The 21,847-nt window shown below is 64.9% G+C and carries 16 protein-coding genes; 12 read left to right on the top strand and 4 right to left on the bottom strand.

Translation table 11 applies throughout. The features are described 5' to 3' along the window. Positions 1-98: 98 nt before the first annotated feature. The 7 genes from mtrA (at position 99) to secA (ending at position 10,394) form a co-directional block, all read left to right on the top strand. Positions 99-773, top strand: coding sequence for an MtrAB system response regulator MtrA (gene mtrA, locus ASG77_RS08330; protein ID WP_056343773.1), 675 nt, complete (start codon positions 99-101; stop codon positions 771-773). Beyond that, entirely contained in the window at positions 745-2,670 is a 1,926-nt protein-coding gene (mtrB, locus tag ASG77_RS08325) for an MtrAB system histidine kinase MtrB (protein ID WP_082575915.1), read from the top strand. Before mtrA ends, mtrB begins: the two co-directional genes overlap by 29 nt. Further along, on the top strand, positions 2,667-4,385 hold the full coding sequence (locus ASG77_RS08320) for an LpqB family beta-propeller domain-containing protein (protein WP_056343771.1): 1,719 nt from the start codon (positions 2,667-2,669) through the stop codon (positions 4,383-4,385). The genes mtrB and ASG77_RS08320 overlap by 4 nt, the downstream gene beginning before the upstream one ends. A 59-nt stretch (positions 4,386-4,444) precedes the next feature. Then, positions 4,445-5,377, top strand: coding sequence for a ComF family protein (locus ASG77_RS08315; protein WP_235564408.1), 933 nt, complete (start codon positions 4,445-4,447; stop codon positions 5,375-5,377). Positions 5,378-5,589: 212 nt separating this feature from the next. Beyond that, positions 5,590-6,315, top strand: coding sequence for a ribosome hibernation-promoting factor, HPF/YfiA family (gene hpf / locus ASG77_RS08310; protein WP_056343769.1), 726 nt, complete (start codon positions 5,590-5,592; stop codon positions 6,313-6,315). Between the two features lie 32 nt (positions 6,316-6,347). After that, on the top strand, positions 6,348-7,613 hold the full coding sequence (locus ASG77_RS08305; RefSeq protein WP_056343765.1) for a winged helix-turn-helix domain-containing protein: 1,266 nt from the start codon (positions 6,348-6,350) through the stop codon (positions 7,611-7,613). Positions 7,614-7,655: 42 nt separating this feature from the next. Beyond that, a complete protein-coding gene (secA, locus tag ASG77_RS08300; RefSeq protein ID WP_056343761.1) occupies positions 7,656-10,394 on the top strand; it encodes a preprotein translocase subunit SecA in 2,739 nt (912 codons plus the stop codon). 123 nt (positions 10,395-10,517) lie between these two features. Here the strand turns inward: secA and ASG77_RS22510 are convergent, their stop codons facing one another. Both ASG77_RS22510 and ASG77_RS08290 read right to left on the bottom strand, forming a co-directional pair. Then, the gene (locus tag ASG77_RS22510; protein ID WP_056343758.1) at positions 10,518-10,985 is read right to left on the bottom strand and encodes an Rv3235 family protein; all 468 of its coding nucleotides are present in this window, start codon (positions 10,983-10,985) and stop codon (positions 10,518-10,520) included. Positions 10,986-11,025: 40 nt separating this feature from the next. Next, on the bottom strand, positions 11,026-11,859 hold the full coding sequence (locus ASG77_RS08290; protein ID WP_056343757.1) for a LysM peptidoglycan-binding domain-containing protein: 834 nt from the start codon (positions 11,857-11,859) through the stop codon (positions 11,026-11,028). Between the two features lie 148 nt (positions 11,860-12,007). On the opposite strand from ASG77_RS08290, the gene ASG77_RS08285 reads away from it, so the two are divergent. Then, a complete protein-coding gene (locus tag ASG77_RS08285) occupies positions 12,008-12,580 on the top strand; it encodes a hypothetical protein (protein WP_056343753.1) in 573 nt (190 codons plus the stop codon). A gap of 114 nt (positions 12,581-12,694) precedes the next feature. On the opposite strand, the gene ASG77_RS08280 is transcribed toward ASG77_RS08285, so the two are convergent. After that, complete coding sequence (locus ASG77_RS08280) at positions 12,695-12,910, bottom strand: helix-turn-helix domain-containing protein (protein WP_056343750.1); 216 nt, start codon at positions 12,908-12,910, stop codon at positions 12,695-12,697. Between the two features lie 152 nt (positions 12,911-13,062). Between ASG77_RS08280 and ASG77_RS08275 the strand changes: the two genes are divergently transcribed. The 4 genes from ASG77_RS08275 to ASG77_RS08260 are packed head-to-tail and all read left to right on the top strand — an operon-like array spanning position 13,063 to position 21,417. Further along, the gene (locus tag ASG77_RS08275) at positions 13,063-13,704 is read left to right on the top strand and encodes a hypothetical protein (RefSeq protein ID WP_056343747.1); all 642 of its coding nucleotides are present in this window, start codon (positions 13,063-13,065) and stop codon (positions 13,702-13,704) included. Next, positions 13,701-15,008, top strand: coding sequence for an AAA family ATPase (locus ASG77_RS08270; RefSeq protein ID WP_056343744.1), 1,308 nt, complete (start codon positions 13,701-13,703; stop codon positions 15,006-15,008). Before ASG77_RS08275 ends, ASG77_RS08270 begins: the two co-directional genes overlap by 4 nt. Positions 15,009-15,065: 57 nt before the next feature. Beyond that, positions 15,066-19,919 (top strand): NAD-glutamate dehydrogenase, encoded by a 4,854-nt coding sequence (locus ASG77_RS08265; protein WP_056343741.1) that lies wholly within the window; start codon positions 15,066-15,068, stop codon positions 19,917-19,919. Between the two features lie 28 nt (positions 19,920-19,947). Then, entirely contained in the window at positions 19,948-21,417 is a 1,470-nt protein-coding gene (locus tag ASG77_RS08260) for a sensor histidine kinase (protein ID WP_056343739.1), read from the top strand. A gap of 102 nt (positions 21,418-21,519) precedes the next feature. Here ASG77_RS08260 and ASG77_RS08255 read toward each other — a convergent pair whose 3' ends face one another. Then, on the bottom strand, positions 21,520-21,768 hold the full coding sequence (locus ASG77_RS08255; RefSeq protein WP_003804966.1) for a WhiB family transcriptional regulator: 249 nt from the start codon (positions 21,766-21,768) through the stop codon (positions 21,520-21,522). Between the last annotated feature and the right edge of the window lie 79 nt (positions 21,769-21,847).

Genomic DNA, 21,847 nt, shown 5'->3' with positions numbered 1-21,847 from the left:
TGCCAGCCTATAGTTCCGGCGTCGGGCGTCATAGCGTGGCGCCATGCCGTAGGGCCGTTCAACAGGACAAACCCTTTTCAATAAGGGAATATATAACTATGAAGGCACGCATTCTGGTAGTTGACGATGACGAAGCGCTGGCCGAAATGATTGGGATTGTTCTGCGCAATGACGGCTTTGAGCCGGTTTTTTGCGCCGATGGCAGCCAGGCGCTGGATATTTTCCGTTCATCGAAGCCTGACCTTGTGCTGCTTGACCTGATGCTGCCCGGCGTGGACGGCATCGAGGTCTGCCGGCAGATCCGCTCCGAATCGGACGTGCCCATCGTCATGCTCACGGCCAAGTCGGATACGTCCGACGTCGTCCGCGGCCTTGAGTCCGGCGCAGACGACTACGTGCCCAAGCCGTTCAAACCCGCCGAACTCGTGGCACGCGTGCGTGCCCGCCTGCGGCCCGGCGACCAGAAGGCGCCTGAAACGCTGCGGATCGCTGACATCACCATCGACGTGGCCGGCCACACCGTGAAGCGTGCCGATGAGCGGATTTCCCTCACGCCCCTGGAGTTTGACCTCCTCGTAGCCCTGGCGCGGAAGCCCTGGCAGGTGTTCACCCGTGAGCTGCTGCTGGAGCAGGTCTGGGGCTACCGCCACGCGGCGGACACCCGGCTGGTCAACGTCCACGTCCAGCGCCTCCGGTCAAAAATTGAACGGGATCCGGAAGCTCCCGAAGTTGTATTGACGGTTCGTGGTGTCGGCTACAAAGCAGGTTCCTGAGCCCTCAGGACCAGAAGCGCACCGCGCCCCGGACCTTCCCGCAGCCAAGGGCCCGGAGCACACGGATGCGCTGCCGTCGGAGCTGGCAACGCTGCCATTCCGGGCACGGATCTGGCGGCGCCGTGGAGTAATCGTGGGGCTCCGGGTGGGCCGCCTTGTCCGTCTCGGCGTGACCCGTTTCTTCCCTGCGGTCCGTTTTGCCGGGCGGGCCATGCGTCGGCGCTGGCGCCGGTCCCTACAGTTCCGGACAGTCCTCACCACGCTGCTGTTGGCCGTGACATCCTTTGGCGCCGTGGGCGCCTACCTGTCCAACCAGATCGCCAACAACCTGTTCCAGGAGCGCCTCACCCAGGCCGAATCCGAGACCCGTTATTACGTCAAGCAGGTCCAGGAGACGTTCGACGGCGCCCAGGTCACCGACCAGTCCAGCGTCATCACCCTGGTCTACGACACTTTGAACGCGGTGGAGGGCCGCGGCTCCGTCATCCAGCGCCGCTACGTTTTCGAAGCCAAGCCCGAACAGACCAAGCCCCGGAACCGCTGGGTGGAGTCGCGGGCCTCGGACCAGCTGACCGTCAGCGTCATCCCGCCTGGGCTCCGTACGGCCGTACAGGATTCAGGCAAGGACCAGTACTGGGCCTCCACCGTGATTCCGGTAGGTACCGAGGACAGGCCGGGCATCGCCGTGGGCAACCTGGTGACCTTCAACGGGACCGTGTACGAGCTCTACCTGATCTATGACGTCAACACCGCCCAGCAGACGCTCGACGAAATCCAGGGCGTCCTCCTGGCCGGCGGCGCGGTGCTGGTGCTGATGATCGGGGCCATCGCCTGGTACGTCACCCGCAATGTTGTCAGCCCGGTCAGCCACGCTGCCCTGGTGTCGGAGAAGCTCGCTGCCGGCCAATTGCAGGAGCGGATGGTGGTCAAAGGCGAAGACGAGGTTGCCCGCCTCGGGGCATCGTTCAACCACATGGCCGCCAGCCTCCAGGAGCAGATCACCCAGCTGGCCATGTTGTCCCAGATGCAGCAGCGGTTTGTCTCCGACGTCTCCCACGAGCTCCGCACGCCCCTGACCACCGTCCGGATGGCCGCGGAAGTGTTGTACGACGCCCGCCACGACTTCGACCCCATCAACAAGCGGTCCGCGGAACTCCTGTACAACCAGGTGGAGCGGTTCCAGTCCCTGCTGGCCGACCTGCTCGAGATCTCCCGCTTCGACGCCGGCGTGGCCATGCTCGACGCCGAGCCCGAGGACATCCTGCAGGTGATCGCCCATGTCATTGACGGGGCAGCGCCCGTCGCGGCCGAATACGGCTCGGAGATCATCCTCCGGGCTCCCGCCGTGGGAATTGTCGCGGAGATGGACGCCAGGAGGATCGACAGGATCCTGCGGAACCTCATCCTGAATGCAGTGGAGCATGGCGAAGGCAGGCCGGTCACCGTGACTGTCTCAGCCAACCAGTCAGCGGTGGGAGTTGCAGTCCGGGATCAGGGGATCGGCATGACCCCTGCCGAAGCAGCCCGGGTCTTTGACCGGTTCTGGCGTGCGGATCCGGCGCGGGCCCGCACCACCGGAGGCAGCGGACTGGGCCTGTCCATCGCAATGGAGGACACCAAGCTCCATAACGGCTGGCTGCAGGCATGGGGAAACAAGGGCAGGGGGGCCAACTTCCGGCTGACCATTCCGTTGCGCCAAGGCGCGGAGATCGACCGCTCACCTGTGCAGCTTGAGCCTGAGGACATCATCCTCCCCGACGTCCCACATTCGAAAAACGTGCTGGTCCTGGGGCCCGGCCCCACTGGGGCGCCTGAGGTCCCCGCTGGGGGCGGGCGTGGCCAGGGCGCCGGGCGTACCCCCGCCGGGACGGGCGCAACACCGACGGAGTCTTCATGACGGGACGAAAAGTGCGGGCGATGCTGAAGAGGAGCGTTGTGCTGTTCGTCGTTGTCCTGGTGCTGGCCTCCTGCGCGCGCATTCCCACGGCCGGGCCGGTGGGGAAGAGCGCGGAAGGCAGCGCCGGCAACGTCAACGCACCGGTGTTCCTCCCGGCCGCTCCCCAGCCCGGCGCTACTCCGGAAAACATCATTGATTACTTCTACCGTGCCGGTACTGGCTACGAGGGGGACTACGCGGTGGCCCGCGAATACCTGACGCAGGCAGCGTCAGTGTCCTGGAAACCCGACCAGCGCGCGCTGGTGTACCGCGAGGCGAAAGTGGTGGGCACCGGCGTCGACAACGTCTACAACTACCAGCTGGACGTTGCGTACAGCGTGGATGTTGACGGCATCGCCACCCAGATGCCCGAAGGCACCATCGAGAACATTCCGGCCACTCTCACCCAGGTGGACGGCGAATGGCGGATCTCAGCGATCCCGGACGGAACAGCGATCCCGGAGGAAACCTTCAAGGTCATCTACGGCGCCTACCCTATCTACTTCTACGATCCCAGCTTCACCTATGCCGTGCCTGACGTCCGCTGGTTCATCAAGAACAAAACTGTCAAAGCCATGACCAGTGCCCTGCTGGCCGGCCCCGCGCCGTACCTTCGCGGCGCGGTGGTGAGCGCCTTCCCGTCCGGCATCAAACTCGCCCGCGAATCGGTTCCGGTGGTGTCCGGCGCCGCGCAGGTGGACCTCACCCCCAAGGAACTCACCGAGGCGTCCACGGAGGACAGGCTCCGGATGCAGACGCAGCTTTCGCTCACGTTCCGCAGCCAGCCCGACGTCGTTAATGTGGAGTTGCATGCCAACCAGGACCTGGTCCGCGTCGAAGACAACGGTTCGGTGTTGCCCCCGGTGCGGGACAAAAACGTGCCGGTCCGCGAGATCGCCGTCAGCGGCAATGAGCTGGTTCGCTACGAAAACAACAGGGTGTCCCCGCTGCCGGATATGCAGCCAGTTTCATCGCTCGGGCCCCGCTACCCGTCGGAATCCCCGGTGTCCCAGACCGTTGCCTTCCTCAACGAAAGCCGGACGACGCTCTACAGCATGGTGCCGGGACAACCCGCCCGTGCGCTGACAACGCGCAGCACCATTACGCATCCGTCCTTCAGCATTCATGACTGGGTGTGGGCCGCAGGGCCGGGAGCTACCGGCGGTACGGAGGTGGTGGCCTACCGGCCCATCGGAGTTGCCGAAGGTGCCGCCGTTCCCACCGTTACGCTCACGCCGTCGTGGTTGGCCGGAAGAACCGTCAAGGAGCTGAGGATCTCCCGTGAGGGCGTCCGGGCGCTGGTCATTTCGGAACAGAACGGCAAGACGAAGGTGCAGATTGCCGGGATCATCCGGAACGCCGACGGGACACCCCGGGAACTGACTGCCCCGATCACGCTGGTGGCTTCCGGTGACCCGGACCAGGGCGTCTGGGTGAACGACACAACGGTCGCCGTGATGAAAGCCTCGGCAGGCTCGAACGTCACGCCGGAGCTGCTGTCCCTCACGTCCGGAGAACCGCAGCAGTTGGCGCCGTGGCCCGGACTGGTGTGGCTCAGCGCAGGCAACGGGCTGGAGGAAATCTACGGCCAGTCGGCCGAGGGCATCTTCCAGCGGCTGGGCAACGGCTGGTCGCCCCAGCTTAAGGGCCCCATCGACCCCTCATTCCCTGGGTAGCTTTCCACATAGCGCGGACCAGGGGTTCCGGGGCCGCGGCCGGCAGGCCACCATGGGGTGTGACCGAAGTTCAGCCCGGATGTCCTCCTGCTCGCCACGCTCCTGCCCGCCGGTCCGGGGGCGGCGTTGGGGGCCGCTCCGGGGGAAGTCCCGCCAGAAATGCGGCAAGCCTGGATCCGGACCTCCTGCCGCCTCCGCTGCAGTCCGCCAAGCATCGCGGCGGCCACCGCCGCCGCTGGCTGCGGGCCGTCGACCAGCTAGGCGTGGCCGCCGCGGAGCTGCTGGCACTTGCCGTCCCTGTGGACTGCGTTTGCTGCGGTGCGGAGGACCTGTCCCTGTGCGTCATGTGCGAACGCAACGTCCGCCTGTTGACCAGGCACCCGTTCCGGGCAGAGGAGCAGGCGCCGGCCCTGATGAACGTCGACGGCGGCCTGATCCTTCCCGTGGTGGCGGCCGGGGTGTACCGCGAGGAGCTGGCGCAGGCCGTGCTTTCGTTCAAGAGCCATGGCCAGCACCAGCTCACGTCAGTCCTGGCGCGCGGACTGGGGCAGGGCATTGCCGCGTCCGTGGCCGGCGTCGACGGCGTCTGCCTGGTGCCGGTGCCCAGCAGTACGGCCGGCTACATCAAGAGGGGATTCAGCCCGGTCCACCTCCTAATCGCAGAGTTGCGTCGGGGGACCACCAGCCGCGGTACACCGGTGGTGGACGTGATCCGGAAATCCAGGCGCCGCGCCGCACTGGAGCGGCTGCCTGGAGGCCAAAAGGGACTCGGCCGCGGGGCCAGGGCGAGCCGGGTCAAGGGGTCCATGAAGGTCCCGAAACGCCAGCGCGCGCGGGTGGCCGGACGCCGCTGCATCATTGTCGACGACGTCCTCACCACCGGGGCCACACTCGCGGAAGCCGCCCGCGCGCTGCACCTCAGCGGTGCCGTGGTGGTGGGGGCGGTTGTCCTTGCCGCGACACGCCCGCCCGATTCAGCTGGCGGCGAATAGCCCCGCCCCGGGAGCTGGCGGAACGCTGCCCGTCTTAGAAAAAAATAAACGAAGAAAGGATGAATAACAGGTGGCTATGAACTAACGTCGGTTGTGGGTACCAAGAACAAGTTGTACCTTTCGATGGCGGCTCGGAAAGGGGCTCGACTGTCAAGCAGATCGGCCCGTGGGATGTGCCGCCGTCGTGTCACCGAAGTCATTTGGAGGGCACCATGGAGTTTATGATCAGCGGACGAAATCTGACAGTCTCAGACCGCTTCCGCGAATACGCCGGTGAGAAGATCTCGAAGATCGAGTCACTTGGCGACAAGGTCCAGCGGGTTGACGCGAAGGTTTCCAAGGAAACGAATGCGCGCCAGACCGGCGACCAGCTCACCGTTGAAGTGACGGTCCTGGGCCGGGGACCCGTAATCCGTGCCGAAGCCAGCGCCGCAGACAAATTCGCTGCGTTCGATCTCGCCTACACCAAGCTGCTGGAACGTCTCCGCCGCGCCAAGGACCGCAAGAAGGTCCACCACGGGCGCCACACCCCCAAGGCAGTACGTGAGGCCACCGCATCACTGGAACCCGCGAGTACCAGTGAGCCCCTTTATGTCGAGGCGAGCCATCGCAGCGAACCCCAGGCAGCACCTGTTGAACGATCGCCCTACGATGTCGAGAACGACATTCCGGCTGGGGACTCCCCGGTGCTGATCCGGCGCAAAGTTTTCCCTGCGGCCTCCCTCACCCTTGACGATGCTGTGGACAACATGGAGCTGGTGGGCCACGATTTCTACCTGTTTGTGGACAAGGCCACCAACACGCCCTCGGTGGTCTACCGGCGCCGTGGCTGGACGTACGGGGTGATCACCCTGGACCACGAATGCGAACCGGGGGAGACGGCCGTCGAAGAAAAAATCCTCGCCTACCGTTCCGATGACGAGGCTGCAAAAGTCTAGGGCGGTTTACACCCCTCAATGAAAGGACTGATGTGCCAGCGACGCTGAGCCTTAACCAGGCCCGGCGGATCGCCCTGGCAGCTCAGGGGCTCGACAAAGGACGGCCCGCCGGCCCCGTGACCTCACGGACGGTGGGCCGGACCTTTGCCCGGATCCAGCTTGTCCAGATCGATTCCGTCAACGTGTTGTCCCGCAGTCACTTTCTGCCCTTCTTTTCAAGGCTCGGCAACTACGATCGCACCATCCTTCAGCGGATGGCCAGCTCGCCTCCGAGGCGCATGATGGAGTACTGGGCCCACGAGGCCAGCTTCATCCGGCCCGAGCACTTCCAGGACCTCCGCTTGTGGCAGAAACGCACGTGGGTGGGTGCATCCGCCCTCGACCCTGGGCTGCGCGACGGGGTGGCCGGAAAGATCCTCGACGCCCTCGCCGCCGGGCGGCCCATGACGGCGGCGGAACTGACGGTGAACATCGGGCACGTGGAGGACCGCCGGGACGACAACTGGGGATGGAACTGGAGCGCCGTCAAACGCGTGCTTGAAGACCTGTTCGAGGCGGGCACCATTTCCGCGGCGTCCAGAACCGAACAGTTCGAGCGAAAGTACACCCTGACGGCAAGGGTGCTGCCGCGCCGGCTGGCCCTCGAGCCCACCCCGGACCCTGTTGAGGCAATGCATCGGCTCATCGACGCGGCCGCACAAGCCCATGGCATCGGAACCGTGAAGTGCTTCGCGGACTACTTCCGTACACCGGTCAAGGCAGCCGCCGCCTCTGTGGACCATCTGGTCAGCATAGGGAGGCTGGAGCAGGTGGCTGTCGCCGGCTGGGACCGGAAGGTATTCCTCCATGCCGACGCCACATTGCCGCGGCGGGCGGCAGGGCGGGCCTTGCTCAGCCCCTTTGACTCCCTGGTCTTCGAGCGGCGCCGGCTTGAGGAGCTCTTCGGGTTCCATTTCCGGATCGAGATTTACACGCCCGCACACCTCCGACGCTTCGGGTACTACGTCCTGCCCTTTCTCCTGGGTGACACCATCGTGGCGCGGGTGGACCTCAAAGCGGACCGGGCGGCAGGAAATCTGCTGGTCAGGTCTGCCTACGGTGAGCCGGACGCACCGCCGGGGACCGCCGTCGAGCTCGCCGCCGAGCTGGAACTGATGGCTGAATGGCTGGAGCTGGACAACATTGTGGTCAGCCCGATCGGGGACCTGGCGGAGTCCCTCGGCGCCGCCCTGCGTCACCGCGCCGGTCCGCTCTCAGGGAACACCGGCCGCGTGGCCTGTGTCTCTCCCGTAGACTAAAAACGCCAGAATTCGGCAGCATAAGACTGGGAGTATCTTCACGTGGCATCACTTATCGAAAAACTTCTCCGCACGGGTGACAAAAAAACCCTGCGGCAACTGCGGAACTATGCCGACTCCATCAATGCGCTCGAAGACTCGTTCAAAACCTTCACGGATGCTGAGCTCCGCGAGGAAACTGACCACCTCCGCGCCCGCCACCGGGACGGCGAGCAACTGGACGATCTCCTCCCGGAGGCATTCGCCGCCGTGCGTGAGGCCTCATCCCGCACCCTGGGCATGCGTCACTTTGACGTCCAGCTTATGGGTGGCGCCGCCCTCCACCTCGGCAATATCGCCGAAATGAAGACCGGCGAAGGCAAGACCCTCGTGGCCACCGCGCCGGCCTACCTTAATGCCCTCACCGGAAACGGCGTCCACGTCATCACGGTGAACGACTACCTTGCCGAATACCAGTCAGACCTTATGGGGCGGGTCTACCGATTCCTTGGCCTGACCAGCGGTTGCATCCTGTCCAACCAGGATCCCGCGGTGCGCCGGCAGCAGTATGCCGCGGACATCACCTACGGCACCAACAACGAATTCGGGTTTGACTACCTGCGCGACAACATGGCGTGGGACCAATCAGAACTGGTCCAGCGCGGCCACAACTTCGCCATTGTTGATGAGGTCGACTCCATCCTCATCGACGAAGCCCGCACGCCGCTCATCATTTCCGGCCCTGCCCAGGGCGACACCAACCGGTGGTACAGCGAATTTGCCAAGGTGGTGCAGCGCCTGAAGGCCGGCGAGGACTACGAGGCGGACGAGAAAAAGCGCACCGTCGGTGTCCTGGAGAGCGGCATCGAAAAGGTGGAGGATTACCTGGGCATCCAGAACCTCTACGAATCCGCGAACACTCCGCTCATCGGGTTCCTGAACAACGCCATCAAAGCCAAGGAACTGTTCAAGCGGGACAAGGACTACGTCATCCTCGACGGCGAAGTGCTCATCGTTGACGAACACACTGGCCGCATCCTGGCCGGCCGCCGCTACAACGAGGGCATGCACCAGGCCATCGAGGCCAAGGAAGCCGTGGAGATCAAGGCCGAAAACCAGACCCTGGCCACGGTCACGCTCCAGAACTACTTCCGGATGTACTCCAAGCTGGCAGGCATGACCGGCACGGCCGAGACTGAGGCCGCCGAGTTCATGGGCACGTACAAGCTCGGTGTGGTGGCCATCCCCACCAACCGGGACATGCAGCGGATCGACCAGTCGGACCTCGTGTTCAAGAACGAAAAGGTGAAGTTCGACGCCGTCGTCAAGGACATTGCCGAGCGTCACGAACAGGGCCAGCCGATCCTTGTGGGCACCACGAGTGTCGAAAAGAGCGAATACCTTTCCGGGCTGCTCGCCAAGGAGGGCATCAGGCACGAAGTCCTGAACGCCAAGAACCACGCCCGTGAAGCGGCCATCGTTGCGCAGGCCGGACGAAAGGGTGCTGTTACGGTGGCCACCAACATGGCAGGCCGCGGCACTGACATCATGCTGGGTGGCAACGCCGAATTCACTGCGGTGGCCGACCTGGCCAAGCGCGGGCTGGACCCGGAAGAGAATTCCGAAGAGTACGAAGCCGCGTGGCCGGCTGCCCTGGAGGCGGCCAAGCAGTCCGTGAAGGACGAACACGAGGAAGTACTGAACCTCGGCGGGCTGTATGTCCTGGGAACTGAGCGGCACGAGTCCCGCCGCATCGACAACCAGCTCCGTGGCCGCTCCGGCCGCCAGGGCGACCCCGGCGAATCACGTTTCTACCTCTCCCTGACCGATGACCTGATGCGGCTCTTCAACTCCGGCGCGGCAGAACGGCTGATGAACAGTTCCGTCCCGGATGATGTGGCGTTGGAATCGAAACTGGTTTCCCGGGCCATCGCGTCTGCCCAGGGCCAGGTTGAAGGCCGCAACGCCGAGCAGCGCAAGAACGTCCTCAAGTACGACGACGTCCTGAACCGCCAGCGCGAAGCCATCTACGGTGACCGCCGCCGGATCCTCGAAGGTGACGACCTGCACGAGAAGGTCCAGTTCTTTGTGGAGGACACCATCACCGCCCTGATCGACTCCGCCACGGCCGAAGGCAATGGCGACGACTGGGACTACGCCCAGCTGTGGACCAACCTCAAGACGCTCTACCCCGTCAGTGTCACAGCGGAAGAGATCATCGAGGAAGCCGGCGGCAAGTCCAAGCTCACTGTTGAATTCCTCAAGGAGGAGCTGCTCTCCGACGCCCGCGTGGTCTACCAGACCCGGGAAGAGACCATCGGCGCCGAGAGCATGCGCGAGCTGGAACGCCGCGTGGTGCTCTCGGTCATCGGGCGCAAGTGGCAGGAACACCTGTACGAGATGGACTACCTCAAGGAAGGCATCGGCCTGCGCGCCATGGCACAGCGTGACCCGCTGGTGGAATACCAGCGCGAGGGCTTCGTTATGTTCCAGAGCATGATGGAGGCCATCCGCGAGGAAAGCGTCGGTTTCCTGTTCAACCTTGAAGTTGAGGTGACTCCGGCCCAGGATGTGGTGGTGCCCGACGCAGCAGGTGGCCACACCGAGCACGTTGAGCCGCAGATCCACGCTGCCGGACTGGAGGCGCCGGAGAAGCCGGCCCAGCTGCAGTACACGGCTCCCGGCGAAGACGGCGCATCCCAGACCCGGGTGGAGGGTCGTGTCTCTTCACGGTCCGGAAATCCCGCAAAGGCTGCAGCGCAGGACGCCACCAAGCGTCCGGCCAGGAAAAAGCGCCGCTGACAGCAGGGATCGAGACTGATCAGCCATAGGTCGGCACTGCAATAGATCGTCACTGAAATAGTTCGACACTGGAAGTGCCCGGAGCCTCAGCTCCGGGCACTTCTGCATTCGCGGGCCAGCGGTTCAGCCGACCATAAACTCGGTTACGCGCCAGACCTGCTTACTGCGCTCAAGTCGGACCGCTACAGCCCGCGCCCGGATGTCATCAACCACCACGGCGCTTGCCTCATAGATGCCCGGGGCGACCTCGCAGGCGCGGACTGAACGCACGATGGAGTTCTTGTGCAGCCGGGCCAGGGACGGCGAGGCAGAGCGCGACTGTTCGCGGCGGATCAAGGCCGCACGGTGCTGCAGCACGGCGAGGCACCGCGGATCCAGACGGCGGGCGAGCTGGTGGATCGGCCGGATGCCGGCGAGGACTTCCATGGCCGCCTGCACGGTACTGCGTGTGATCGCCAGGATTTCGGAGGCTTCGTCTGCCGCACGCAGCGGCACGACCGGCGCGGTAGTGGTGCGCGGAGGAACCTGGCGGACTGCTGCCGCGCCGCCCGGGTTGACCGTGGCGGAGCGGATTGGCGTAACTGCGTACATGTGATTCCCCTTAATCGTGAGCTGAATATCGGAACGTCGGTTAGGCCGTGGAAGGTGCTTTCAAAATCTGTCCGGGCAGCAGGACATGCGGGCTTTCGCCGATCCGGGATTTGTTGGCCTCGTACCAGCGGGGCCAGTGCAAGGCGACATCCACATCCGAAGCCGCCGGGCCCAAGTGGCGGGAGGCGATGTCCCAGAGTGTGTCGCCCGCCAGTACCGTGACCTCACTCAATGGCGCCGGTGGGCCCTGTTCCGCCCGGACGGGCTGGGCCGCCAGCAGGCCGGGGTCCGGGACCGGCGGGCTGGGACGCCAGTCTGGCCGGACCGCCGCCGCAGGAGCTTCGGTGGTCTGTCCTCCCGTGTCTGCGGGGTGTTTGCCCTCCGGTTCCTGGAGGTGCCGGTGGCCGCTTGTGGGAGACCACTGGGCCTGGATGGCTGCGCCGTGGACCGGTACGTCCTGGACCGCCACTTCCTGCGTGGGTACCCAGGCGGGTCCGGCCGGTGGGACGGCTGCGTGAGCCAGCGGTGCTGACAGCAGTTGCACCGACAGTGCGGCCACAGCGAGCCGGCGCATAAATGCCGGGCAGCACTGGCCGGCCCTGTCGGCGGCCCGCCGCCTGCCGCACCTGTCCAGGACGGCAGCCACTGACGCCAAAACCATCGAGAAGATCCACCACGCCACGATGGCCAGCCCGGCAGCGACAGCCACGGCACCAAGCAGGTCATCGAGGTCCGGGCCTTGCCGGCGTGCTGTGGACAGTTGCCATCGACCCACCATGCCCCCGCCGGCAACGCAGAGGAAGAATCCCAACAGGAGGATGGACGCCGCCATGACGGCGTCTGCGCGGAACCCACGTGCTGTAGCTGCCGTCATGATGTTCCTATCTCATGTTTGATGTTGTTTGATGCAGTTTGATGAATCTAGGTTCAGTTTGACGCAGCTGTGCTGGATTTGTCCAGAGACTGGAGTGAAGTTGTTGGTGAATTGACCGCGAACAAACCCGCACCCTACGCTTGGCCCCATGCGTTGGGATGCTCTGTTCAGTGATATGGAGGCACAGTTCGCCGAGGGCGAGCGGCTGGCCGTCGATGCCGAGATCTCTGAGCGGGCAAGAGCGGAAACGGCCTCCGTCGCTCTGGCTGACCGCTTGCGGGGTTCCCTGAACAGCCACGTGGCCGTGTACCTGGCGTGTGGGCGCGCCTTCGAAGGAACCCTGAGCCATGCCGGCGCCGATGCGCTGGTCCTGAACGAGTTGCGTCACCAGGTCCTGGTCCCGTACGGCGCGGTGGCGCGCTATGCGGGCCTTGGCCGCGGCTCCGTGGCCGAGACTTCGCAGGTGCGGCGCCGGATCGGATTGGCGCATGCGCTGCGGGGCCTGGCGCGGGACCGGGCCGAACTTGCAGTCACTCTGCGCCACGCGCCGGAAAGGGATACCGGGCTGGCCGGAGTCATCGACCGGGTGGGCAGTGACTTTTTGGATCTGGCGCTGGTCAGCCCCGGGGAGTCCCGGCGGGCATCACAGGTTCGGCAGGTAGCCACGATTCCGTTTGCGGCGCTGGGTGCCCTGCGGTCACGGAGTGCAGGGGAACTGTAGCCGCGGGCCGGAGTTTTTGTCCACCTAATGGGACTTTGCCGCCCGTTTGAGGCGATTATCTGGACAAGAACTCAGCGGACAAGCGGTTGCGAGGGCTGATTCGTAAAGCCAGAATCAGCCTTGCTTGGCTTTGGCTTCCTGGATCATGCGGCTGGCCTCGGCGTAACGCTCTTCGATGTATTGCTCCAGCATCTTTTCCTCGACGCGCCACTGCCCGCGCCCACCCACCTGGATGGCCTTCAGATCTCCGCTGCGGACCAGGGCATAGGCCGCCGGCGAGTTGATTTGCAGCTGTTCAGCAACATCGGCGAGAGTCAGGAATCTGGGCATAGCTCCATTTTGCCATTGAAGGCGTCATCTGGTGCGGTTATCCACAGTTTGATGTTGTTTGGTCTTTTGACTTTTGTTCCGGGGCCCATGCCGTAACAATGAGGTGTCCGGACGCAGCCAGCCGCCTGGACCGGAGCTAGGGGGAGAAGAGCATGAGCCACGATGCTGTTACTACAGGTGCCAGGCTGAAACCGCCGTCGTGGAAGGATCCCCGGCTGCTGGTTGGCGTGCTGCTGGTCCTGGCATCGGTGGTGGGAGTGATCTCGCTGGTTGGCAGCGCTGATCAGACCACCGAGGTTTACGCCGCCCGGGACTCCATTGCGGTGGGTGAGAAGCTGACCGCGGACAACGTGGTCCGGGCCAAGGTCCGCCTGGGTGAGACCGAACAGCATTACATCACCGTTGAAGCAGGGCTCCCCGACGGGTTGGTCGCAGTCCAAAGGATCGGCAAGAACCAATTGGTGCCCAAGGAAAGTCTGGCCACTGTGGATTCGTTGGACCGCAAGCCCGTGGCCGTGACCATTGAGGAAGCACTGCCGCCGCAGGCGGTTGCCGGGACCCGGGTGGACGTCTGGGTTGCCTTGCCGGATGCCCGCAACGGCTTCAGTGAGCCGAAGCTCCTGCTGCCCGGCGCGGAAATTGCACAGGTGACAGCCGGCTCCACGGCTTTGGGGTCCTCCCGCAATACGGTGCTGATGGTGCTGGTTGCCGACGGCCAGATGCCGGCCATCCTCGGCGCGCAGGCGAACCAGGCCAAGATTTCAGTGGTGTGGAACCCGGGCGGGGCCTCATGAGTATCCCCGTGGTTACCGTGGGCCAGGCCCGCGAGGACGTGGTGGGCGGGTTGGAGCGGCTCCACGGCCCCGTCACGGTGGTCCGACGCTGCACCGAACTGACGGAACTGCTGGCGGCCTGCCAAAGCGGCCTGGCGCGGGCCGCGGTTGTGGCCGACGGCTGCGAGGGCCTCACTGCTTCGCTCGTTGATCGGCTTGGTGCCGTGGGCGTGGCGATCATCGCCCTCACGGATGACGCCGACGAGGCTGCCAGGCTGCGCGGGATCGGTGTGGCCTCCGCACTGACCGGAGTAGAGTCCGCCGCCCTGGCCGGCAGGATTGCCGATGCCGTTGCCCAGCTGACAGGCACCGCCAAGGATGCGACGTTCGGGAGTGGGCTGGGGGATACCAGTGCTGCGCTGCGTCAGCGTCCTGTCGACCAGGCGGACGTGCCGCCGGCCTCCGGGGCGGGCAAGATCATTGCCGTGTGGGGTCCCGCCGGTTCACCCGGCCGGACCTTTGTGGCGGCCAACATTGCCGGGGAGCTGGCTGCGGATGGCAAGTCCGTGCTCCTCGTCGATGCCGATAGTTACGGCGCCAGCATCGCGGCAGTCCTTGGCCTGCTGGATGAATCTGCGGGGATCGCGCAGGCCTGCCGGCTTGGGGACCAGGGACTGCTCGACGCCGATGCATTGCTGAAGGTGGCCACACCTGTCACCACCAAGCTTGGAACTTTCCGGGTTCTGACCGGGATCACGCGGGCGGACAGGTGGACCGAATTGCGGGCAGCAGCCCTGTCGCTGGTGCTGGAACGCGCGAAGGAAGTTGCCGACGTCGTGGTTGTGGACACCGGCTTCTGCCTGGAGGCGGACGAGGAACTCAGCTTCGACACGATGGCTCCGCGCCGGAATGCCGCGACACTCCGAAGCTTGGAACTGGCGGACACCGTCTATGCGGTGGGGGCCGCCGATCCGGTGGGGGTTCCCCGGCTGGTCCGCGGACTGGCGGAGCTCGAGCTGGCAGTACCGCACGTGTCGCCTGTTGTGGTGATGAACAAGGTCCGGGCAGCGGCGGTGGGGAGATCCCCGGAACGCCAGCTGAAGGATGCGTGGGGGCGGTATGGCCCGTCGTCGCCGATTTCGGTTTTCCTGCCGGCGGACAGCCCCGTAGCTGACGCGGCGCTGCTGGGCGGCTTTCTGCTGCTCGAAACGGCGCCGGATTCCAAGCTCAGGCAGGCGATCGCCAAAATGGTTTGTGCACCTGTCCAGCGATCTTCCCGATCCTCTGTATTTTCTTCCACACCGAGGCTTCAGCGAAAGGGCTAGGCTCACCGTAGGAGCTGCAACGGTGCAGCATCAAACTTGTGATGGAGGCGTTTGTTGATGTCGTCTGGATCCAGCGTGGAGGATCAAGCCTTGGCTATTGGTGACCGGGAGGGGTTCCTGGCGGATTATTACCAGCATCTTGCCGAAGAGGATGCCCGGACCTATTCCCCGGAGGCGCTGGCCAGCCGGGCGGACACCCACCGCGGTGTCGCCGCGAACCGGCAGCCGGGCCAGGCGAAGGTTTCCATCGTCAACGAGAAGGACAGCAGCGTCGTCTATGTCGTCACGGACGATATGCCTTTCCTTGTTGACTCGGTCAACGCCGAGCTTGTGCGCCAGAACGCCGCCATCGGGCTTGTGCTTCATCCGCTGTTCGTGGTGACCCGGAACCGGGAAACGGGGCAGCTGGTTAAAGTTGACCGCGTACCCTCCCACATCGGTCTGTCCAGCGGTGATACGGCGGCGATGCCCATGCTGTCGCACCTCATCGCGCAGGGCGAAAACGCCTCCCACATGGAGTCGTGGATCGCCGTGGAAATCAACCGCGTCTCCGACGAGGCAAAGGCGTCGTTGCTGGACGGGTTGGACCGCATCCTGGGAGACGTGCGCGCCGCCGTCGAAGACTGGCCCAAGATGCGCAACAAGGCCCAACAGATTGCCGCGAGCCTGGACCAGGTGTCCCACCCAGCCCAGATTGCCGAACTGCGGCAGGCGCAGGATCTTCTGCGCTGGCTCGACGACGGCAACTTCACTTTCCTCGGTTACCGTGAGTACGACCTCGTTACCGTCGACGGTGAAGATGTACTGGAACTGCGTGAAGACAGCGGTCTCGGACTGCTCCGGGCTAAGCCGGGCGCTCCGCACATGCAGCACCTCACTGACGCCGGCCGAAAGAAGGCCCGTGAAAAGCGGGCACTGGTAATCACCAAGGCAAACTCACGGTCCACCGTCCACCGCCCCGCGTACCTTGACTACATCGGCGTGAAGAGTTTTGACGCGGCAGGCAACGTCAACGGCGAGCGCCGCTTCATCGGCCTGTTCGCAACCAGTGCCTACGCCGGATCCGTCCGGAACATCCCCGTCGTGCGCGAAAAAGTTGACGCCGTGCTGGGCAATGCCGGCTTCCCGCCGGACTCGCACTCCGGCAAGGACCTTTTGGGGATCCTGGAGACGTACCCCCGCGACGAGCTGTTCCAGATCGAGACCGAGGACCTGGCGGCCACAGCAACCGGCATCCAGAAATTGCAGGAGCGGCGGCGGACCCGGCTGTTCCTCCGGCCGGACATCTACGGCCGTTTTATGTCCGCGGTGGTCTACCTTCCGCGTGACCGGTACACCACCAATGTCAGGCTCCGCATCGAAGAAGAACTGCGCACCACGTTCCAGGCTGAGTCCATCGACTACGAGGCGCGGATGACCGAATCGGCGCTCGCCCGCGTGTTCTTTCGGATCCGCCTGCCCAAGGGCAGCGAGGTCAGCCACTTCAACGCCGATGAGCTTGAAGCGCGGCTGGTCCGGGCAGCCCGTTCGTGGAGTGAGGGCATCGCTGAAGTCCTGCGGGAACGCGGCGCCGATGAGCAGGCGAAGGAGCTCGCCGCGATCTGGTCGGAGGCTTTTCCGGCCGGCTACCGGGTGGATTACGAGGTCGAAGACGCTCTGGAGGACATCGCCCGTTTCGAGAAATACGGGGCTGAAGCCGAGCGCACAGCCGGTGCAAGGCAGGAACGGCCGGGCGTCCATGTGTACTTGCCCAAGGGTGCCGGTGAAGTCCTGGAAGAGGACGCCCGCGTCAAGCTGTACATGCTGGAGCCCAAGAGCCTGAGCCAGATCCTGCCGTTCTTCCACAACCTGGGACTCGAGGTGCTGGATGAGCGGCCCTTTGAGATCGAGACGGCTGACCAGCGGGACTTCTTCCTCTATGACCTCGGGCTGAAATACCCCGCCGGCATTGATCCGCTGGCCACGGGACAGCTGCTGGCTGACTCGTTCGGTGCGGCCGTATCCGGCGCCGTCGAGTCGGACAGTTTTGACCGGCTGGTGCTGCGTGAGGGGATGCAGTGGCGCCAGATCACGGTCCTGCGGGCCTACGCCCGGTACATGCGGCAGATGGGGAACACCAACTCGGTGGGCTTCATGGCGGACACTTTGCTCGCCAATCCCGCTGTCACCAAGGCCCTGACGGCCCTTTTCGCGGCCCGGTTCGATCCCGCCCTGAGCGGGACAGAGCGCCTCGCGGCGCAGCAAGAGGTCCGCGGCGAGCTGTCAGCTGCCATTGAAGAGGTTGCAACGCTCGACGCCGACCGTGTGCTGCGGACCTTGGCGAACCTGATCGAGGCGACCCTCCGCACCAACTACTACCAGTACAAGACGCACCTGAGCTTCAAGCTCGATCCTGCCCGGATTGAGGGCCTGCCGTTCCCGCGGCCGATGTTCGAAATCTGGGTCTACTCCCCGCGTGTTGAGGGCGTCCACCTTCGCTTCGGCAAGGTGGCCCGCGGCGGCCTGCGCTGGTCTGACCGGCGCGAGGATTTCCGGACGGAGATCCTTGGCCTGGTGAAGGCGCAGACCGTCAAGAACGCGGTCATCGTTCCCACCGGGGCCAAGGGCGGCTTCTTCGCCAAGCGGCTGCCCGATCCTGCCGCGGACCGTGCCGCCTGGATGGCGGAGGGTGTTGAAAGCTACAAGACGTTCATCCGGGGCCTCCTGGACCTCACTGACAACCTCGTCACCGGAGCTGGGGGCGAAACTGTAGTGCCGCCGTCGGACGTTGTCAGGCACGACGACGACGATTCCTACCTTGTGGTGGCGGCGGACAAGGGGACGGCCACGTTCTCGGACATCGCCAACGGGCTGGCCGCAGAATACGGGTTCTGGCTCGGTGACGCGTTCGCCTCCGGAGGTTCGGTGGGTTACGACCACAAGGCCATGGGCATCACGGCCCGTGGCGCCTGGGAGTCGGTCAAGCGCCACTTCAGCGAGCTCGACGTGGACACCCAGACGCAGCCGTTCAGCGTGGTGGGCGTGGGTGATATGTCCGGCGATGTATTCGGCAACGGCATGCTCCTGTCTAGGCATATCCGGCTGCTGGCAGCGTTCGACCACCGGCACATCTTCCTTGACCCCGCACCGGAAACGGAATCGTCGTTCGTGGAACGCCGGAGGCTGTTCGAACTGCCGCGGTCCTCGTGGGACGACTACGACAAATCCCTCATCAGCGAAGGCGGCGGCGTGTACGCCCGCCAAGCCAAGTCCATTCCGGTCTCGCGGCAGGTCAGGGCGGCCCTGGGCCTGCCCGAGGCGACCACCGAGCTCAGCCCGCCGGAGCTTCTCCGCGCCATCCTGCTCGCCCCCGCCGACCTGCTCTATAACGGCGGGATCGGAACGTACGTCAAGGCCAGCACCGAGTCCAACGCCTCCGTGGGTGACAAGGCCAACGACAGCATTCGCGTGGACGGCAAGGACCTGCGGGTCAAAGTGGTGGGCGAAGGAGGAAACCTGGGCATGACGCAGCGCGGCCGCATTGAAGCCGCCCTGCAGGGGGTCATCCTGAACACCGACGCGATCGACAACTCGGCCGGCGTCGACTGCTCCGACCATGAAGTGAACATCAAGATCTTTGTGGACCGGATGGTGGCTGCGGACAAACTGACCCCGGAGGAACGGGCAGGCTTCCTCGCCTCCATGACGGACGAGGTGGGTCGGCTGGTCCTCGAGGACAACGTGGACCAGAACATCCTGCTCCTGAATGACCGGATGCGGGTGGCCGAGTGGAGCCCCAGCTATGAGCGCCTGATGGACTGGCTGGAAAAGTCGGCGGACCTGAAGCGTGACCTTGAAGCGCTGCCCAGCACCGAAACCCTGCGGGAGCGCCTGAGCCAGGGGCAGGGGCTGACGTCACCGGAGCTTTCGGTGCTGGCGGCTTACGCGAAGATCGAGCTGGCCTCGGCGCTGCGTGACAGCGACCTCGCCGACGATCCGTGGTTCCGGGGGACGCTGCGGGCGTACTTCCCGCAGCAGCTGCGCGAACGGTTCGACGCCGAACTGGACACCCATCCGCTGCGGCGCGAGATCATTGCCACGGTGGTGGCCAACGACATGATCAACCTGGGCGGCATCACGTTCGCCTTCCGGACCATGGAGGAAACCTCGGCCACGGAAGTGGCTGTGGCCAAGTCATTTGTGGCGCTCCGCGAGATCTTCGACCTGAACACCATGGTGGGGGAGCTGAACAGCCTGCCGGCGTCGTTCCCCACAGAGCACTGGAGCACCGTCCACCTGGACATCCGCCGTCTGCTGGACCGCGCTGTCCGGTGGCTGCTGGCGCAGGGCGGCACGTCCCGGCCCATCGCAGACACCGTGGCCGAGTTCAAGCCGCTCCTGGACCCGATGCGGGCCCGGCTCCTGGACTACCTGCGTGGCGATGACCGTGACCGCGTTGCGGACTGGCTGGAGACCGCGCGTGCGTGGGAACTCCCGGAGGGGCTTGCCTTCCGGTGGGCCGAGCTCTTCGAGAGCTTTGTCCTGCTGGACATCGCCAAGATCGTGCATGCCCGTAAGGAGCCGGTGGAGGAGATCGCGGCGGTTTACTACACAGTGTTCAACCGCTTCCACGCTGACTCGCTGCTGGAACGGATCAGCAGCCTGCCACGCCAGGACAGGTGGCAGGCACTGGCCAGGGCCGCACTCCGGGATGACCTCTATTCCACCGTCTCGGACATGACGACGGCGGTACTCGAGTCGACGGCGTCCGGGGACTCCGCGGAGGACAGGCTGAAGGACTGGGAACGCCAGAATGCCGAGCAGCTGGGCAGGGCAAAGAGCATGTTTGACGAGGTCAACTCGCTCGAGGCCGACGACATGGCCTCACTGTCGGTAGCATTGAGGCTCTTGAGGTCAATCGTCCGACGCTAGGAATCCCGGCGTCGTAACTGGAGGTGCAGTGGCAATCTTTACGGACCCCATCAGGGAACACGCTGATTTCGGGCCGGGCGATGCCGAATGGCTGCACCTCCTGGTGGGCGACTGGCAGATGGTCGCTGACCTGGCGTTCGCCGACTTGGCGTTATGGTTCCCGCACCCGGATCACGGCTATGTGGCGCTGGCGCACGTCAGGCCGTCCACCACGCACACCGTGTTCCACGGCGACTTTGTGGGCGAGCCCATCCGGCAGGACCTGCAGCCGCTGGTGGACAAGGCCTGGAGCAGCCGTGCCATCGAGCGGTCCAGTGAGACCAACTGGAGCACTGACATGGCGTTGCGGGTGGAGGCTGTGCCGATGGTCCGCAATGGCCGCACCCTGGCTGTGGTGACCACTCACATGGACCTGTCCAGTTCCCGGATGCCGTCCCGCCTGGAGCTGACATACCGGCAGTGCGCCTATGATCTCCTCCGGATGGGAACGCTGGGGCTGTGGCCTGACTTTGCCTCGCCCACCGGTTCGCGCCGCGGCGCGCCTCGTGTGGGGGACGGCCTGATCAGGCTCGACGCCGAAGGAATTGTGCAGTACGCAAGTCCCAACGGGGTGTCGGCTTTCCGCCGGCTGGGCGACGGCGAGTCGCTGGAAGGCCGTTCCCTGGCCGAGGTGACCGCCGGCCTGCTGAAGGACCGGCGGCTGGTTGACGAGACGCTTCCGCTGGTGGTGACGGGGCGGATGCCGTGGCGTAGTGAGATTGAATCCCGTGGTGTGAGCCTGTCGCTGCGGGCCATCCCGCTGCGGGATGAGCAGCAGCGCTTTGGTGCGCTGGTGCTGTGCCGGGACGTGTCCGAACTGCGGCGCCGGGAGATGGAACTCGTTACCAAGGATGCGACCATCCGCGAGATCCATCACAGGGTTAAAAACAACCTGCAGACCGTTGCAGCCCTGCTGCGTATGCAGTCCCGCCGGATGGTCAGCGACGAGGCCAAGCAGGGCCTGGAGCAGGCGATGCGCCGCGTGGCCACCATCGCGCTGGTCCACGAGACTCTCTCACAGGGATTGGCGCAGAGTGTTGACTTCGACGAGCTGATCGGCCGCCAGTTCAGGCTTTCCGCAGAGGTCGCCTCGCCATCGCAGCAGGTCAAGACCGAGCGGTCCGGACTGTTTGGGGAACTGCCCAGCGACTTCGCCACCCCGCTGGCACTGGTCATCAATGAACTGGTGACCAACGCCGTCGAGCACGGGCTCGAAGGACGTACGGGCACCGTGTGGCTCATCGCGGACCGTTCCGAGGAGGAAGACGGCGAGGAACTGCTGACCGTCACGATTGCCGACGACGGTGTGGGACTGCCGGATACGCCGCACGTCGAGGGGCTGGGGCTGCAGATTGTCCGCACGCTGGTCACCAGTGAGCTGGGCGGCACCATCGCGTGGCACCCGCGCGACGGCGGCGGAACGGCTGTCCAGATCCGCCTGAGCCTGGCGGCTAGGTAGCCCGGGGACCTTGCCCGTGACTTAACGGCCGATGGCCGCAACCCGGAAGGGTTGCGGCCATCGTTGTGTGAGGCTGTTGGTGCTAGGCCTTAAGGACCGGGCCTAGGAGGCGCGGCGGGCGCGTGCGGCGCGGCGCTTAAGGGCGCGGCGTTCGTCTTCGCTCATTCCGCCCCAGACGCCGGCGTCCTGGCCGGACTCGAGAGCCCACTGGAGGCACGTGTCAACGACGGGGCAGCGGCGGCAAACGCTTTTGGCTTCCTCAATCTGGAGGAGGGCAGGCCCTGTGTTTCCTACGGGGAAAAACAGTTCCGGGTCCTTGTCGAGGCACGCCGCGCGGTTACGCCAATCCATGCTGATCAGTTGCTCCAATTCTGGGAAAAGCTCTTTGTGAAATAATTCACTAGTAGCTACAAAGGAAAAGGGCCCTGAG

Source organism: Arthrobacter sp. Soil762 (assembly GCF_001428335.1).
Classification (GTDB): Bacteria; Actinomycetota; Actinomycetes; order Actinomycetales; family Micrococcaceae; genus Arthrobacter.
The sequence above is the reverse complement of the archived record's forward strand: the minus strand, read 5'-3'. Positions and strand labels throughout refer to the sequence as shown.